This window comes from Staphylococcus sp. FSL W8-1207 (assembly GCF_038003745.1).
Taxonomy (GTDB): domain Bacteria; phylum Bacillota; class Bacilli; order Staphylococcales; family Staphylococcaceae; genus Staphylococcus; species Staphylococcus equorum.
This window is the reverse complement of record NZ_JBBOPU010000002.1, coordinates 113,936-128,813: the sequence shown is the minus strand read 5'-3', so window position 1 is coordinate 128,813 and position 14,878 is coordinate 113,936. Positions and strand designations below refer to the sequence as shown.

The window sequence follows — 14,878 nt, the reverse complement described above, 5'->3', positions numbered from 1 at the left end:
TAATAAATATATGTGAATTAGTAATAGTTTATAACGAAAAAGGGTAAAACGTATTAAATGAGTCTAGGTAAATTAGCATGAAGAATTAAGAATTTAAATTTTTCCTAGATAATATTTGAATTGAGAGGAGAACTTTAAATATGGAAACACAATATTCAAAAGATGGACAAGGCGTTTATCAAACATTGCAAATAGATATAGATGGAGATAAGGAAACGATATTTAATTATTTGAGTACTACTGAAGGAATACAGCAATGGTTTCCACAATTGTCATTTGAAAAAAGAGAAGTGAATGGAAAAATGTACTTCCATTTAGAGGAAGAAGACGATTTAGAAATGACAATCACACATCTTGAAGAAAATAAGACGATTGGCTTTACATGGGATATTGGGAATGTGAAGTTTGAATTAAATAACAAAGTTCAACAAACGGAACTAACATTTATTGAATATTTACCATTTGAATTTCCACACATCATCATAGATTTTGCAGGTTGGCAATTCCATATGGAAAGTATAAAAAGTATTGTAGAAACGGGGAAACCGCTCAATTCTCAAAATTATGATTTTGATAGTAAAAATGAAGTTATCGAAGCGCAAATAAAACTAGAAAATGACAAGTAAAAAAGCTGCTTATCGCATACAAAAAAGACGATCTTATAACTAAAAGGTCGTCTTTTTAAATATATTTGTAAATTTAAATCATTTTAAATTTTTATAAATGAATCTACATTGCTATTAGAATCCAAATAATACCTATTAAAACGAGTACACTGAAAACAAGTAACACGATGGCTAGGGTTAGTACTTTATGTGACTGTTGCTTTACGCCTATTCTTTCGTTTTCGCTACGCTTCGCTTGTTTACTTTGGTCAATTTCAGCTTTACTTTCTTTAAAACAAAAATAACTTAAAACTAATGACATGATTAAAACAGCGAATAAAATAATGATTAAATAAGTCATTATGTCATCCCTCTCACTGCATATTTATTTATTAATAATATCAGTTATTGTTCAAAATATACATTAAAGTACTTGTTATTGAGATGAATTTTGTGAAAGTGGTATAGATGATCAAAATATCTATATTAACAGGGTATTAAACATTATGTTTGCATAGCTAATGAACGGAACTCAATTATACTGTGTGTTCAATCCAATAATATAGTCTAAGGTGTTAAAACTAAATTGGCAAAAGTTTAGTATGTTGGTGCATTAACCCCCTAGCTATTAATGGTAGCAAGGGGGTTTTTTACGTTTGAATGAGTGTGTTTTAAATTTAAAATACTAAAACATTTAAAAAATGTACACTCAATGTATACGATAAAGCGCTTTTATTGTATAATTTAGTTGAAAATAAGGATTGTGTACGCACGAGAAAAACATTACAGTTTCTGTAATGCACAAGGGGAGATAGAAATATGAAAAAAATTATGATTACAGGTGCTTTAGGACAAATTGGAACCGAACTCGTAGTGAAATGTAGAATGTTATATGGAAATGATAATGTTTTAGCTACAGATATTAAACAACCAGAAGCAGATTCAGCGATTGTAGATGGGCCGTTTGAAATATTAGATGTTACTGATAGAGCGTGTATGTTTGAGTTAGTTGAGACATTTAAGCCAGACACAATGATGCATATGGCAGCATTATTGTCAGGCGTTGCTGAAAAAAATCCATTATTTGCTTGGGATTTAAATATGGGTGGTTTAATGAACGCTTTAGAAACAGCACGTGAACACAACTTGCAATTCTTTACACCAAGTTCAATTGGCGCATTTGGACCTTCAACACCTAAAGTGAATACACCACAAGTGACGATTCAACGACCAACGTCTATGTATGGAGTGAATAAAGTTGCTGGAGAGTTATTATGTCAGTACTATTTCGATAAATTTGGTGTCGATATACGTAGTGTGAGATTCCCAGGTTTAGTTTCTCACATAAAAGAACCAGGTGGCGGTACGACAGACTATGCGGTAGATATTTATTTCAAAGCTGTGAGAGAAGGTCGTTATACTAGCTTTATCGAAAAAGACACATATATGGATATGATGTATATGGAAGATGCCATAGATGCCATTATTCAACTTATGGAAGCGGACGGCGTTAAATTAATTAATCGTAATGCATATAACTTAAGTGCAATGAGTATTGAACCAGAAATGGTGAAAGAAGCAATTCAAGAATTTTATCCTGAGTTTCAATTAGAATATGATGTAGACCCAATAAGACAGTCTATCGCGAATAGTTGGCCAAACAGTATAGATGTTAGCTGTGCACGTGCAGAATGGGGATTCAATCCACAATATGATTTAACTAAAATGACTCAAACGATGTTAAAGGCTATAGAAGATAAAGAAACAGTAAGATAATCTAATTTAAAGCCCTCACTCATACAGTAGTGGGGGCTTTAAGCTTGTAGTCTTCGCTTAGTGCTTTTACGCAAGAGTAGACCCAAATCTCTGCCATTTTTTAAAACAAAAATTATTCATCAATATTTGCATAGGTATTGTTGATATACGAGTGCTTTATAGACATATTGGGATATTATTAATCACAAAATACTTTTGAAAGTAAGTAGTGTGCATTTTTAGTATATTTTAAATTATTTGAAAATTATTGAACAGTGCCCTGTGGATTGGTATAATTTAAAGTAATACTCAAGGAAATAACATTAGGAGGAAAAATCATGTCAGAAAAAATTGAATTTGTACAACGAGAAACACTTAAAGAAAAACCGGATCCAAGTGGTTTAGGTTTTGGAAAATACTTCACAGATTATATGTTAAGTTTCGACTACGATATTGATCAAGGATGGCATGATTTAAAGATTGTGCCTTATGGTCCAATTGAACTTTCTCCAGCAGCTCAAGCACTTCATTATGGGCAAGCTGTATTTGAAGGCTTAAAAGCATATAAACATGATGGCGAAGTTGATTTGTTCCGTCCATCTGAGAACTTTAAACGTATTAATGACTCTTTATCTCGTTTAGATATGCCGAAAGTTGATGAAGAAGTTGTATTAGAAGGTCTAAAACAATTAGTAGATATCGAACGTGACTGGGTACCAGAGGGTGAAGGTCAATCACTTTACATACGACCATACGTTTTCGCGACTGAAGGTATATTAGGCGTACGTCCTTCATACTCTTATAAATTACTTATCATTTTATCACCATCAGGCTCTTATTATGGTGGCGAGTCATTAAGCCCAACTAAGATTTATGTAGAAGATGAATATGTACGTGCCGTTCGTGGTGGCGTAGGTCACGCTAAAGTCGCAGGAAACTATGCGGCAAGTTTATTAGCACAAACAAATGCTTCTGCACAAGGTTATGACCAAGTGCTTTGGTTAGATGGTGTAGAGCAAAAATATGTAGAAGAAGTAGGTAGTATGAACATCTTCTTCGTAGAGAATGGCAAACTTGTAACGCCAGAATTAAACGGTAGTATTTTACCTGGTATTACACGTAAAACAGTCATTGAATTAGCTGGCAATTTAGGCTATGAAGTAGAAGAACGTCGTGTATCAATTGATGAATTGATTGAATCACATAATAAAGGTGAGTTAACTGAAGTATTCGGTACAGGTACAGCAGCAGTCATTTCTCCAGTAGGACAATTGAAATATGGCGAAACTGAAATTGTAATTAATAACAATGAAACTGGTAAAATCACGCAAGATTTATATAACAACTACACTGGTATCCAAAGTGGTAAACTTGAAGACCCACAAGGTTGGAGAGTCGTTGTACCAAGATATTAATAAAATACAAAAGGCGCTTCTTTTAAAAGAAGCGCCTTTTGTATTTTATATATCTAGTAATTCAAATTATATTGTCTGTTTTTCAAAATTTAATGTATCATACTTTAAAAAATACAATATAACTTTAATTTATACAAAGATATAAAATAATAGTTAATGCTTATTACTTTTACTAATAAAGGGTAAAGAACATGTGTAAAACATAGAATTATACAAAAATGAAATTAAGCATATAAATAGAGATGGTGAACTATTTTTTTATTTTAAGGGGAGGAAAATTTTATGAAATATCGCGAGTTAGGTAATACAGGTATGATGATCAGTGAAGTTAGTTTTGGTACATGGGCAATAGGTGGTGCATGGGGTGAAACAAATGATGAAGATGCATTAAGTGCTTTAGAATATGCAATTGATCAAGGCGTGAATTTCTTTGATACAGCTGATGTTTATGGAGATGGTCATAGTGAAGAATTATTAGCTAAGGCGACTGCTGGCAAAGAAGATGAAATTTATATTGCAACAAAATTCTGTCGACAAGGGGATATTGCTGACCCACAAAATTATAGTTATGAAACGGTAAAGTCATACTGTGAAGATAGTCTTCGTCGATTAAACAGAGATACAATTGATTTGTTTCAAATCCATTGCCCTGCTACTGAAATTTTAAAAGAGGGTAGTGTCTTTGACGTATTAGACCAATTAAAAGAAGAAGGTCTCATAAGACATTATGGGGTGAGTGTTGAGTCAGTTGAAGAAGGTTTAATATGTTTAGAATATCCTAATGTAGCAAGCTTGCAGGTTATTTTTAATATGTTCCGCCAAAAACCATTAGAGGAATTAATTCCTAAAGCTTACCAACAAGGTGTAGGCATCATTACGAGAGTGCCACTTGCAAGTGGATTGTTGACAGGAAAATTTACAACGAAAACTCAATTTGCTGAAGATGATCATCGTAAATTTAATGAAAATGGCGAAGCTTTTAATGTAGGTGAAACATTTTCTGGACTAGGTTTTCAAAAAGGGGTCGAATTATCCGATCAACTAACATGGATTAAAGAAGGTCGTTCTTCCATGGCAAGTACAGCATTAAGATGGATTTTAGATGCTAAAGAAATATCTTGTATTAATCCAGGGTTTAGAAATGTGACACAAGTGAAACAAAATTTAGAGGCATTAGATACTAAATCTTTCACAGAGGACGAAAATTTAAAAATTAAAAACTTTTACAAAGAAAAAGTCAAAGATGCTATCATGGGTACTTATTAATAAAGTAAATTGCCAAAATAACTGCACAGGGTTCATATGTATTAGCTAAACTAGATAAAAAATGCAGGAGTGCTTGATATTAACGCTACTTGTGTAGGATTTACATATGTGCTTAATATAGCGAATGGATTTATTATTTTTGTACAAAATAAAAAGTATGAGTTATTGGTGCAGAAACAGGGTCGGAAATTACTGACTACCGAGACCGGTATATGTGTATATTATTTGGTGATGTGAACGGACTCCAATGAGTGGCAGTAAAACAAAGACACTTTCGCTGAATTCATCTTAAAATGAATTTATGCGGAGGTGTTTTTTCTACGAAGAAAGTAGCTAGTGCATTCAGTAGAAATTAACGACAAAGTAATAGAAAAGGAAATTCAAGAACAATAGCAGGATAAATAGGAGGCATATAGATGAACAAACTCAGAACAATTATGCAGACGACAAGCACATTAATCTCTTTAATCAAAAATACACCGAATATAATTAAAGGTAACAAAGATGAATTTGGACCAAATGAAAGTTATTTAGATAAAAACAGTAATTTGAATAATAAAAGAATATTGTTTTTAGGTTCTTCAATTACTTATGGTGCTGCAGCTAAAGGTAATTCATTTGTAGCATTTTTAAATAAAGAATATGGTGTGGATACAATTAAAGAAGCTCAATCAGGTACAACACTAGCTGGTAAACAAAAATCAAGTTATGTAGAAAGATTAAAAAGCAATGTTTCTACAGATAACAAATTAAATGCCTTTGTATGTCAGTTATCTACAAATGACGCAAGATTCAACAAGCCTATAGGATCAATCAGTGAATCTTATAGTATTAATGATTTTGATACGGAAACAATCATAGGTGCCATCGAATTTATTATTTCATATATTAAAGAAAATTGGGGTTGTCCTATTGTATTTTATACTTGTATACGTGATAAAGACCCTTATTAGGAATTTTTGATTAAGAAACTATTAGAAATAAAAAATAAATGGGATATCCATATTATTGATGTATGGGGAGACAAGATAATAAATAAACTAGCTAAAGATGATAAAACGATGATGGCAGATGATGCCCATCCAACACAAAAGGGTTACCGATATTTGTATACACCAATATTCTCTGAAAAGCTTAATGATATATTAAATGATTAAGAGCTACCTTTTTAAAATCGAGCTTACTTCTTGCTAATGTTTTTCAACTTAAAGTTTACGAGACATAAAAAAGACCCTCCAAAGATTTCACTTTTTAAGTGTCTACTTTGAAGGGAACATAACAGAAAAAAGCAGTCTCTTCTTAACATGTCTACTTATAATTATTGAGAATAAAAAAATAAAACTTAAATATTTGTATAACTTACAGAATAGATATTAAAATTTACACACAGAACAGTGAAGATGCTGAAGAAGTAAAAAATGTTGGGTTCACAGATGTTGAAGCTTTAGAAGATACAAATCAAATCGGAGATATCCAAGTGATTAAAACACCAGGTCAACACGGTCGTGGTGATATAGTGAAAATTGCAGGTAAAGTGTGTGGTTTGATATTTCAACAGGATAATGAAAAATCATTATACATTGCTGGCGATACAGTTTGGTATGAAGAAGTTGAAAAAACTTTAAAAACTTATAACCCTGAAATCATAGTTGTTAATGGTGGAGATAACCAATTTAATGAAGGCGGTTCGTTGGTTATGGATGAAAATGATATTTATGAAGTTGCTAAATTAATGCCATCATCTGAGATCATCGTTGTTCATATGGAAGCTGTAAATCATTGGAACCTTTCAAGAGAGTATTTAAAGCAATTCGCAAAAGAAAAACAATTTTCTTCACAACTTAAAGTACCAAACGATGGGGATAAATATACTTTTTAAATAATGAAAATTAAATATAAGATAGTTTCTACTATACGTAGTAAGTGATTACTAGAAATTAATACGGATATAGAAAGCACTTCATATTTATTTCTGAACAGTTAATAAAGCACTATACTAATACTACAGAATCTGGTCCTAAGAAAACGTGCAAAAAATGCCGACACAGTCAGAAACTGTGTCGGCACTCTGAGACACTTCTTTTTAAAAGAAGTGTCTCTTATGATAATTATCGTGATAATTATCGATTATATTTTATATATCTAGTAACTCAAATTGTTTTATTTGTTTTTCAATACTTGTAGGTTTAGTATTTTCTTTTTCTTCCTTGCGCATATTTTTATGTTCTTCAACATGTGCTGGACGTGACACCCATGCTTGGAAATCCTTTTTTTCATTCCATTTCGATACGATAGAGTATGAAATTTTAGATTTTGTTTCGTTTTTCCAAATTTCTACGTCTATTAAACCATCATATCCTGAAAAATCATCTTTAGCATGGCTTATTTTGTTATCCAAAATCGCTCTATCTTCTAAAGAAGCTGTAAAATTGGCTTGTGCTATGAACATGTATTTCATTCCTCCTTAACGCTATTGACTAAATTTTAGCAAAAATAAAAAGTTAAAACATATGAAATGCATTAAATTAATATTCTGTGATTTATTCAACCAAAGTGTCTTTGCTTTATTCCCACTAAGTAGAACAAATATTGAATGAATCACTTAAAGTAGAGCACCCAAACATTGTTTTAGGGTGCTATTTATTTTTGTGGATTTTTAGATGAAATTGTACGTTACTAAACATTTATAGGTTTAGTGTATATTTTTAAACAATTGTAGATACAATGCATATTGTTTAGGAGTATATATAAAGGCTAAAATAAATTTGAGTTAAATTTGAACAGGAGCTGGTTAAAATGTCATATACAAAAAGTGTAGTTACCGAAGGCGCAGAAATATTTTATGATGTAAAAGGGAAAGGTCCTATTCTATTAACTATAGTAGGATTTGGTGGTGATGCAGATACTTACTCCGATTTATCTTCTATTTTGTCTGACGAATATACTGTCGTACGTTACGATAGAAGATGCAATTCTAGAAGTACTGGAGATTTTAATGCAGATCTTGATGTGTCACAAGAGGCTAGAGATGCCCTTGCTATCGTTCGTGATATGAAAATTGAAAAAGTATTGTTATTTGCGAACAGTGGTGGGGCCGCTATTGGTTTGAAACTCATTGAAGATTATCCGGAGGTTATTGCTGGTGGGTTTTTACATGAACCAGCGATTATGAAAGTTTTACCAGATGCTGAGAAGTGGGATGAATATGTTGATTTCGTTTATAACACTTATAAAGAAAAGGGACCTTTTGCTGCAATGAAAGAATTCAGTAACTCACTTGTTGGTTTTAATCCTGCAGGAAGCGAAAACGATGTAATTGATGATAAAGATGGGATGATTGCAAACTCGCTTGAATATTTTTTTGCACATGAATATGCCCATATTTCGAGTGAAACACCAGATTTAGAAAAAATAAAAAAAGACAATTTGCCCCTCGTATTTATGGCTGGCGCAGACAGTAAAGATGCTTATTATGCGAGAACAGCTCGGGTACTTGCTGAAAAGCTAGATAAACCTTATGTTACTGTACCAGGGAACCACGTTTCATTCACAACAGAGAAAAAATATGAGATGGTAGAAGCATTGAGAGATGTTTTAAATAACACAATATTAAAATAGAAAAGTTTAAAAAAAGTTCTTTATTATTACGATAAATTCGATATTCTTTACTTACATTTTGAATATTAACAGCGATACTCATTTTTTTACCTACCTATTATTTATTTTATATATTTAAATAGTTGTGTCTTTTATTAAGTTATTGTAAAGTTTAGTAATGCTAAAAAACATGATTAGAGAATTTAAAATTAATAAAATAATTATTATAAACAACAAATATTTTTCATAAAATTATATTTAAAATTAAATATATCAATATTTAATTTGTTTGTAAAATCGACGTTATATTTAGAAAGAGTGATATGTTTAAATGAATTCAATATGGTTTGTATTAAAAGAACAATTGAAAAATTTATATTTAATAAGAAGATTAGCCGAATTTCAATTAAGAATTTCTAACAAAAAGAATTATTTAGGAATGGCGTGGGAATTAATTAACCCCACCATGCAAATTGCGGTTTTTTGGTTTATTTTTGGTTTAGCTCTAAGAAGCAATAAGATAATGGAGGGCGTCCCATTTATATATTGGCTGATTGTTGGTATTAGTATGTGGTTTTTCGTAAATGAAGGTGTGCTAGAGGGTAGTAAGTCCATTACTTCAAAATTTAATCAAGTAGCTAAAATGAATTTCCCACTTTCTATTATTCCTAGTTATGTCGTTTTTAGTAAATTCTATGGTCATATTTTCCTACTAGTAATTGTTATGAGTGTTTGTTTCATTGGAGGATATAAGCCATCTATATATACTTTACAATTATTTATATATTTGTTTTATGCGTTAGTTTTAACCAACGCTATAGCATTATTAGCATCAACATTAAGTATGTTAATTAGAGACATACATTTAATTCTACAAGCTTTAATGAGAATGATATTTTTCGTCTCTTCTATACTCTATTTACCAAATAACCAAATAGTTGGGACAGTCATGCAATATAATCCAATATACTTCTTAGCTGGAGGATATAGGGCAGCCATATTGCATCACGAATGGTATTTTATTACGCATTGGGAACTAGCATTGTATAATATCTTCCTTTGTCTTCTAATCTTTAGTTTAGGATCAATCCTACATATGCGTTTTAGAGATAGATTTGCCGATTATATGTAATAAATGGTTTGAAACTAATGTACTGACTCCAAAAATACGCATTGGAATTAATGTAACTTTAAAAGTTTGCTCCCTCTTTAAAATTAAAAAGTAATCCTTTGTATGTGGAATATGAAAGTGAACTAAAATTACAAAAAAAAGATCGAGATTATTAATCTCGATCTTTTTTTATGTAATTCCATATCAAATGTGTTGAAAATGCTAATCCAAAAGAAAAGAAAATTACAATGATTATATTTAATAATATGCTTACAAGGTTAGGTGCAGGTAAGTATGAAAATAATAAAAACATTGGTACTAAAAATATTAAGTCCAACCAACCCATACCATTTAATGACTCTTTCAAATTACTCATCATATCACTCTCACTTATCCAAGCACACTACATGCTTTTTCTTTACTTCCATATTTATCAACAGCTGTTTGGAATATATATCTACAAGCAGCTCCACCAGCAAATCCTGCAGCAGCACCAAATGGTCCACTAACTAATGCACCACCTGCTCCAGCAGCGCCAGCAACACCTACACAAGCTACGTAACTAGAAAAGATACAAGCCCATTTAAAAGCAGCTTTATTTATGCCAGCTTCTCTAGTAACACCATTTGTACTTTGATCTTCTGTTTGTTCTTTTATTAATTCTCCATTTTTCTTTACTTCTGAATTTAAAAGTCTATTCTTATTTAAATCATAGAGTTCAAATGTGGCATTTCCATTATCTTTTTTTGTTTGAATACTATAATATTCTATAGTGTTTTCGTTTAGATAAAAGTTATAATACACACCATTCTTATCTTTTGCATTTATAAAACCAGATTTTTCACCTTTCACTCTATTATTGTTATCTAATAAAGTATCTTTACTTAACCCCAAATTTGATAATGTTGAATCAAGATTAGTGACGTCATTCAGATTAATTTTTTCTAAGTCATCTTGAGAGAGCTGATTATCTGATGTCTCAGCACTACCATTAGAATTAAAAATGGTTGTAAGTACAACCAAAAAATAAAGTGACATAACAATTATTTTTTATACATATTTAAAATTCCTATATTTATATTTTAAAACTCTATTATAAGATAACAATAAAAAATAAATAAGTAAATATGTCTTAAAAATTCGGTGTAATAAGAATCTTTAAAACATATACAATTCTAGTTCCTATAATCATTGTTATTATTACAAAATTTGATTATGAAACAATAAATAGACTCCTTTATGAATAAGGAGTCTATTTTTTACTTCTGATAATTCATTTATTATGTAAAGAAGATAAGGAAGTACAATGTATCCCTGGCGTTACTCAGCATAGGGTGATTTTTATTTTGCTTTTTAATCCACAGTTTTTGATAGTTATAAAAATTAAGGACAATTAAACTCCAATTATTTATATCAAGCTGAGTAATATTTAAAGCGATTAAGGAACTTCTTTTTTAATAGGCTTCTTTTAAAATAACTAAATAATCTTTTTCAGTTATTGGTCTGACATTACTTGGTGTTGAATTATTTTGTTTAGCTAGATTAGCCATTTGTTCAAAATGTTCTGTTTTAACGTATCCTAACTCTTTCAACGATGGGATTCCTAAGTCGTTTGTTAATGTATATAACCCTTTAATCAACTTTTCAATTGCTATTTCATCAGTGTCATTCTGCTTTGCAAACTGCATGATTTTGCTAATTTCAGCATGAAGTGGCTTATTTTCAACAGCATTAAATTTTACTACATGGGGTAAAAATATTGCGTTCGCAACGCCATGCGGTGTGTCATATAAGCTACTTAATGCTTCTGATAAGCAATGGACGCTTGCAACATCAGCAGATCCAAAGCATAGGCCTGCTAAGAGACTGCCTTCTTGCATTTTATACCGGGCATCTAGATTTTTTCCATCTTGATATACTTTCGGTAGGTAGTCAACGATAATAGACATCGCACTTTTTCCCATTGCTTGTGAGATTGGGTTTGTCACAGTGCATGTATAGCCTTCAATTGCATGAACTAATGCATCTACTCCAGTTGCTGCAGTTATAGATTTTGGCACACTTAAGGTAAGTTCGGGATCCAGAACAGCAATTGTTGGTCTAAGTAAAGGGCTTTTAAGTGTAATTTTCGTATGTGATTCTTCTAATGTAATTACTGAAGACCGTGTTACTTCAGAACCTGTCCCAGCAGTTGTTGGAACACAAATAACAGGGGATATATTGGCATATTTTCTCTCACCATTATTATATTCTTCAGGTGAACCTCCATTTGGACCAAGTAAGGCAATAGCTTTGGCTGTATCCATTGGGCTACCGCCTCCTACTGCAATAACAGCTGATGCGTTTGTTGATTGATAAAGTGATGCACCTTTTAAACACTCTGTATCTCTTGGATTGGGAGATATTTCATTATAAGATATCACTTTATAACCTGAATTTTTCAAATTCATTTCTATTGGGTCAACTAATCCTGCATCTTTAATACCAGAATCCGTCACCACCATTACAGTCTCACCTATATTTATATACTCCGAGATGATTTCTGGTAAATCCTTTGATTTACCAGGGCCCATTATTATTTTTGTATCACAATGATATTCGTAATTCATATAATACCTCCTAATAAATTTGTGAATTTCCTTGTAACTCTATCCTATTATTACAAGGGAATATTTGATAAATTCATAATCATAGTTAGTCTCTATATGCTTTAGGTACATTATCTATACTGCGTTCGTTGTATCATATCTATACATTTTCATTTTATAGAAAATTATGACAATTCAATAATAAATCATTGTGAATTTAAATGATATATTATTAAGAGAATTTTTATTAATTTATAGATATAAAGAAAAGTAACGATTAAAAGCCTCCTTATTGAATAAGGAGGCTTTTAATATAAGATATGGTAATCATCGATTATATTTTACTGGACCCTGATTACTTAATATTAGATTAACTAACATATTTAAATAATTTAAGTTCTCCATCTTTTATAAATCCTAAGTATTCATAAAAGATCAGTTGTCGAAGATCCTTTAAAAATGTAAACGCTACTTACCCATTAAATGAGGGATAAGCCAACTTAAGAACCCGCCAATAGGAAATATAATCCACCATCTTTTAGCAAGTAATTGCCATACATTTTGAATGGGTTCATTTTGTTTATTTCTTTTGTTATGTAACCCAATTGTCATCGGATATTTAGTATCTAATTTTTTAGATATAAATACATTGATAAAGTAATTCAGTCCACCTATGAGTAAACATAAGAGAAATATCCATACAAATAAACGAATAGATTTAGTTACTACATCATCATTATCAACATATAGAAATGATATCGCTAAAATCATAAACGCAAAACCCCAAGCCACCAGTCTTATAGCGTTCATTTCATATTTTCTTTGGTTGAGTTGTCTTTGTTGTTCTTGAGAATATTCCATTAACTCAATCTCCTTTTCATGAGATTCTACAGATTCGAACAATTCACTTACAGTTACATCTAAAGCGTTAGACACACTTCTTAAAGTTTCACTACTCACATCTTCACCTGCCTCTATTCTTTGAATTGTTCTAACTGTTACGTGCGCTTTTTCTGCTAAACCTTCTTGTGTTAAAGACTTACTTTTTCTGATTTTTGCTACTAATGATTTATTCATAAAATTAGTATACCGTCTTATTCAAAAAATGACCACGACAGTTGAACGACAGCATTATGACAAGAACCTGACACTTATCGCGCTTTCATAATATTTTAATAAAAGGGAAGGTTAATGTGTCACATCTATCAAGAAGAGCTATATACTCAATCGGAAAAACCCTAAAATATATTTGAAAATTCAGAAAAAATACTATTCTTAACTTATAAAAAATAGTACGATAATCACTACATTATTTATAAGGAGGATAAGGTGAAGTTACCCAATATTATTTACACACTATTAATTGCTACTTTTTTAGAAAGATTTAGCTTTTTTCTAATCATTCCATTTCTATCGATATACTTATCTAAGAATTTTCATTTTAGTGGGTTTCAAATCGGAATCATTATTTCTATGTTTGCTATTACAGCTTTATTTATGAGTTTTTTCGCAGCTCCATTTATCGATAAGACAAATAAAAGTATGATTATCTACATAGGCTTATTTTTAGCAACCTTAAGTTTTGCAGTGTTCCCTTTAATTAATCATTTTCCAGGATTTATATTATTCTCTATTATAAATAGTATAGGAAATAGTTTATTATCCCCTACATACAAAATGATGATTGCTAAGCTTGTTGATCAAACTCATAAGCATTTAGTATTCAATATAAGATACTTTATTATCAATATATCTGCAGTTTTAGCGCCATTATTATCTACGCAGATACAACATTTAGGTGTAGGTGTAATATGCAATATTATCGTTATTGCTTACTTTATAAATACCGCTATATTTACTTATGCTTTTTTAAAAGAAAGAAACAATTTTAAAACCTCAACTATGACGCAAAAAAGTACTTTTATAGTTTTAATTTTAATTGCTCTAAAGAATAGGGCTTTTTTATTGTTAATCATTGGCCAAATATTATTTGTATTCGGCTACAATGTAATGACTAGTATACTGCCGCAATTTTTTGCTATAGATAACTCACAAGTAGAGGCTTCTAAATTATTTGCGCTTCTATTATCTGTTAATGGTATTACAGTTTTAACTTGCCAATATTTTGTTTTTAAATTTAGTCAAATAACCTCAATTAAAACAGCTATCATAGCCGGTAGTACTTTAATGCCAATAGGTTTGTTTTTTATGGGAACATTAAGCAATTTTGTATTTCAAGCTACCGCTATGATCTTATTTACCTTGGGCGAGATGTTAGTATTTACGATGATTGATATAAGAATTGACCAAATATCTGAAAAAGATTATAAAGGTAGTTATTATTCACTAGCAGGTCTACAAAAAATAGGCGCACTTTTAGCGCCACTTATTGGTGGAGTGTTATTAGATAAAATTAATAATAGTATAGAACTATTTAGCATTTTATCTATTATTTCACTTATTAGTGTTGTGTTTTTCATTATGAGCTATAAAGAAATAACAAATACTATTAAAGTAGAAATTGAATCATAATTTATAAAG

The 14,878-nt window shown here is 30.8% G+C and carries 17 protein-coding genes; 11 read left to right on the top strand and 6 right to left on the bottom strand.

The genetic code is table 11. The features are described 5' to 3' along the window. The first annotated feature begins 140 nt into the window (after nucleotides 1-140). Nucleotides 141-626: an SRPBCC domain-containing protein gene (locus NSR03_RS10295; protein ID WP_002508484.1), complete on the top strand. Its 486-nt coding sequence runs from the start codon at nucleotides 141-143 to the stop codon at nucleotides 624-626. Nucleotides 627-729: 103 nt separating this feature from the next. On the opposite strand, the gene NSR03_RS10290 is transcribed toward NSR03_RS10295, so the two are convergent. Continuing rightward, nucleotides 730-966, bottom strand: a complete 237-nt coding sequence (locus NSR03_RS10290; RefSeq protein WP_002511796.1) for a hypothetical protein — start codon at nucleotides 964-966, stop codon at nucleotides 730-732. 458 nt (nucleotides 967-1,424) lie between these two features. Here NSR03_RS10290 and NSR03_RS10285 point away from each other — a divergent pair, with 458 nt between their 5' ends. From NSR03_RS10285 to NSR03_RS10255, 7 genes are all read left to right on the top strand, one after another. Next, entirely contained in the window at nucleotides 1,425-2,381 is a 957-nt protein-coding gene (locus tag NSR03_RS10285; RefSeq protein ID WP_069821019.1) for an NAD-dependent epimerase/dehydratase family protein, read from the top strand. Between the two features lie 317 nt (nucleotides 2,382-2,698). Continuing rightward, nucleotides 2,699-3,775 (top strand): branched-chain amino acid aminotransferase, encoded by a 1,077-nt coding sequence (locus tag NSR03_RS10280; RefSeq protein WP_002508480.1) that lies wholly within the window; start codon nucleotides 2,699-2,701, stop codon nucleotides 3,773-3,775. Between the two features lie 282 nt (nucleotides 3,776-4,057). Beyond that, the gene (locus NSR03_RS10275; protein ID WP_002508479.1) at nucleotides 4,058-5,041 is read left to right on the top strand and encodes an aldo/keto reductase; all 984 of its coding nucleotides are present in this window, start codon (nucleotides 4,058-4,060) and stop codon (nucleotides 5,039-5,041) included. Between the two features lie 164 nt (nucleotides 5,042-5,205). After that, nucleotides 5,206-5,292 (top strand): hypothetical protein, encoded by an 87-nt coding sequence (locus NSR03_RS14475; protein ID WP_081332209.1) that lies wholly within the window; start codon nucleotides 5,206-5,208, stop codon nucleotides 5,290-5,292. 165 nt (nucleotides 5,293-5,457) lie between these two features. Next, on the top strand, nucleotides 5,458-5,994 hold the full coding sequence (locus tag NSR03_RS10265; RefSeq protein ID WP_251469413.1) for an SGNH/GDSL hydrolase family protein: 537 nt from the start codon (nucleotides 5,458-5,460) through the stop codon (nucleotides 5,992-5,994). Nucleotides 5,995-6,000: 6 nt separating this feature from the next. Continuing rightward, nucleotides 6,001-6,198 (top strand): SGNH/GDSL hydrolase family protein, encoded by a 198-nt coding sequence (locus tag NSR03_RS10260; RefSeq protein ID WP_226957238.1) that lies wholly within the window; start codon nucleotides 6,001-6,003, stop codon nucleotides 6,196-6,198. A gap of 191 nt (nucleotides 6,199-6,389) precedes the next feature. Beyond that, nucleotides 6,390-6,920, top strand: a complete 531-nt coding sequence (locus NSR03_RS10255; protein ID WP_338009708.1) for an MBL fold metallo-hydrolase — start codon at nucleotides 6,390-6,392, stop codon at nucleotides 6,918-6,920. A 255-nt stretch (nucleotides 6,921-7,175) separates the two neighbouring features. Here NSR03_RS10255 and NSR03_RS10250 read toward each other — a convergent pair whose 3' ends face one another. Further along, a complete protein-coding gene (locus NSR03_RS10250; protein WP_002508476.1) occupies nucleotides 7,176-7,490 on the bottom strand; it encodes an antibiotic biosynthesis monooxygenase family protein in 315 nt (104 codons plus the stop codon). A gap of 347 nt (nucleotides 7,491-7,837) precedes the next feature. On the opposite strand from NSR03_RS10250, the gene NSR03_RS10245 reads away from it, so the two are divergent. Together NSR03_RS10245 and NSR03_RS10240 are read left to right on the top strand one after the other, a co-directional pair. Continuing rightward, nucleotides 7,838-8,659, top strand: coding sequence for an alpha/beta fold hydrolase (locus tag NSR03_RS10245; protein WP_069821018.1), 822 nt, complete (start codon nucleotides 7,838-7,840; stop codon nucleotides 8,657-8,659). Nucleotides 8,660-8,969: 310 nt separating this feature from the next. Continuing rightward, nucleotides 8,970-9,770: an ABC transporter permease gene (locus NSR03_RS10240; protein WP_069821223.1), complete on the top strand. Its 801-nt coding sequence runs from the start codon at nucleotides 8,970-8,972 to the stop codon at nucleotides 9,768-9,770. Nucleotides 9,771-9,921: 151 nt separating this feature from the next. On the opposite strand, the gene NSR03_RS10235 is transcribed toward NSR03_RS10240, so the two are convergent. The 4 genes from NSR03_RS10235 to NSR03_RS10220 all read right to left on the bottom strand — a co-directional run bounded on the left by NSR03_RS10235 (nucleotide 9,922) and on the right by NSR03_RS10220 (nucleotide 13,414). Continuing rightward, on the bottom strand, nucleotides 9,922-10,125 hold the full coding sequence (locus NSR03_RS10235) for a DUF6007 family protein (protein WP_069821228.1): 204 nt from the start codon (nucleotides 10,123-10,125) through the stop codon (nucleotides 9,922-9,924). Nucleotides 10,126-10,139: 14 nt separating this feature from the next. Beyond that, a complete protein-coding gene (locus NSR03_RS10230; RefSeq protein WP_251469418.1) occupies nucleotides 10,140-10,787 on the bottom strand; it encodes a hypothetical protein in 648 nt (215 codons plus the stop codon). 416 nt (nucleotides 10,788-11,203) lie between these two features. Beyond that, nucleotides 11,204-12,358, bottom strand: a complete 1,155-nt coding sequence (locus NSR03_RS10225) for an iron-containing alcohol dehydrogenase (RefSeq protein ID WP_069821224.1) — start codon at nucleotides 12,356-12,358, stop codon at nucleotides 11,204-11,206. A 447-nt stretch (nucleotides 12,359-12,805) separates the two neighbouring features. Beyond that, a complete protein-coding gene (locus NSR03_RS10220) occupies nucleotides 12,806-13,414 on the bottom strand; it encodes a helix-turn-helix domain-containing protein (RefSeq protein ID WP_069821225.1) in 609 nt (202 codons plus the stop codon). A 252-nt stretch (nucleotides 13,415-13,666) separates the two neighbouring features. On the opposite strand from NSR03_RS10220, the gene NSR03_RS10215 reads away from it, so the two are divergent. Then, nucleotides 13,667-14,869 (top strand): MFS transporter, encoded by a 1,203-nt coding sequence (locus NSR03_RS10215; RefSeq protein ID WP_069821226.1) that lies wholly within the window; start codon nucleotides 13,667-13,669, stop codon nucleotides 14,867-14,869. Nucleotides 14,870-14,878 lie beyond the last annotated feature (9 nt).

Bases quoted from the DNA above. Each gene is read 5' to 3' on its own strand.
- NSR03_RS10235 (WP_069821228.1), bottom strand. From the start codon at position 10,125: ATGAGTAATTTGAAAGAGTCATTAAATGGTATGGGTTGGTTGGACTTA.
- NSR03_RS10290 (WP_002511796.1), bottom strand. From the start codon at position 966: ATGACTTATTTAATCATTATTTTATTCGCTGTTTTAATCATGTCATTA.
- NSR03_RS10295 (WP_002508484.1), top strand. From the start codon at position 141: ATGGAAACACAATATTCAAAAGATGGACAAGGCGTTTATCAAACATTG.
- NSR03_RS10280 (WP_002508480.1), top strand. From the start codon at position 2,699: ATGTCAGAAAAAATTGAATTTGTACAACGAGAAACACTTAAAGAAAAA.
- NSR03_RS10240 (WP_069821223.1), top strand. From the start codon at position 8,970: ATGAATTCAATATGGTTTGTATTAAAAGAACAATTGAAAAATTTATAT.
- NSR03_RS10245 (WP_069821018.1), top strand. From the start codon at position 7,838: ATGTCATATACAAAAAGTGTAGTTACCGAAGGCGCAGAAATATTTTAT.
- NSR03_RS10225 (WP_069821224.1), bottom strand. From the start codon at position 12,358: ATGAATTACGAATATCATTGTGATACAAAAATAATAATGGGCCCTGGT.
- NSR03_RS10250 (WP_002508476.1), bottom strand. From the start codon at position 7,490: ATGTTCATAGCACAAGCCAATTTTACAGCTTCTTTAGAAGATAGAGCG.
- NSR03_RS10230 (WP_251469418.1), bottom strand. From the start codon at position 10,787: ATGTCACTTTATTTTTTGGTTGTACTTACAACCATTTTTAATTCTAAT.
- NSR03_RS10285 (WP_069821019.1), top strand. From the start codon at position 1,425: ATGAAAAAAATTATGATTACAGGTGCTTTAGGACAAATTGGAACCGAA.
- NSR03_RS10275 (WP_002508479.1), top strand. From the start codon at position 4,058: ATGAAATATCGCGAGTTAGGTAATACAGGTATGATGATCAGTGAAGTT.
- NSR03_RS10265 (WP_251469413.1), top strand. From the start codon at position 5,458: ATGAACAAACTCAGAACAATTATGCAGACGACAAGCACATTAATCTCT.
- NSR03_RS10220 (WP_069821225.1), bottom strand. From the start codon at position 13,414: ATGAATAAATCATTAGTAGCAAAAATCAGAAAAAGTAAGTCTTTAACA.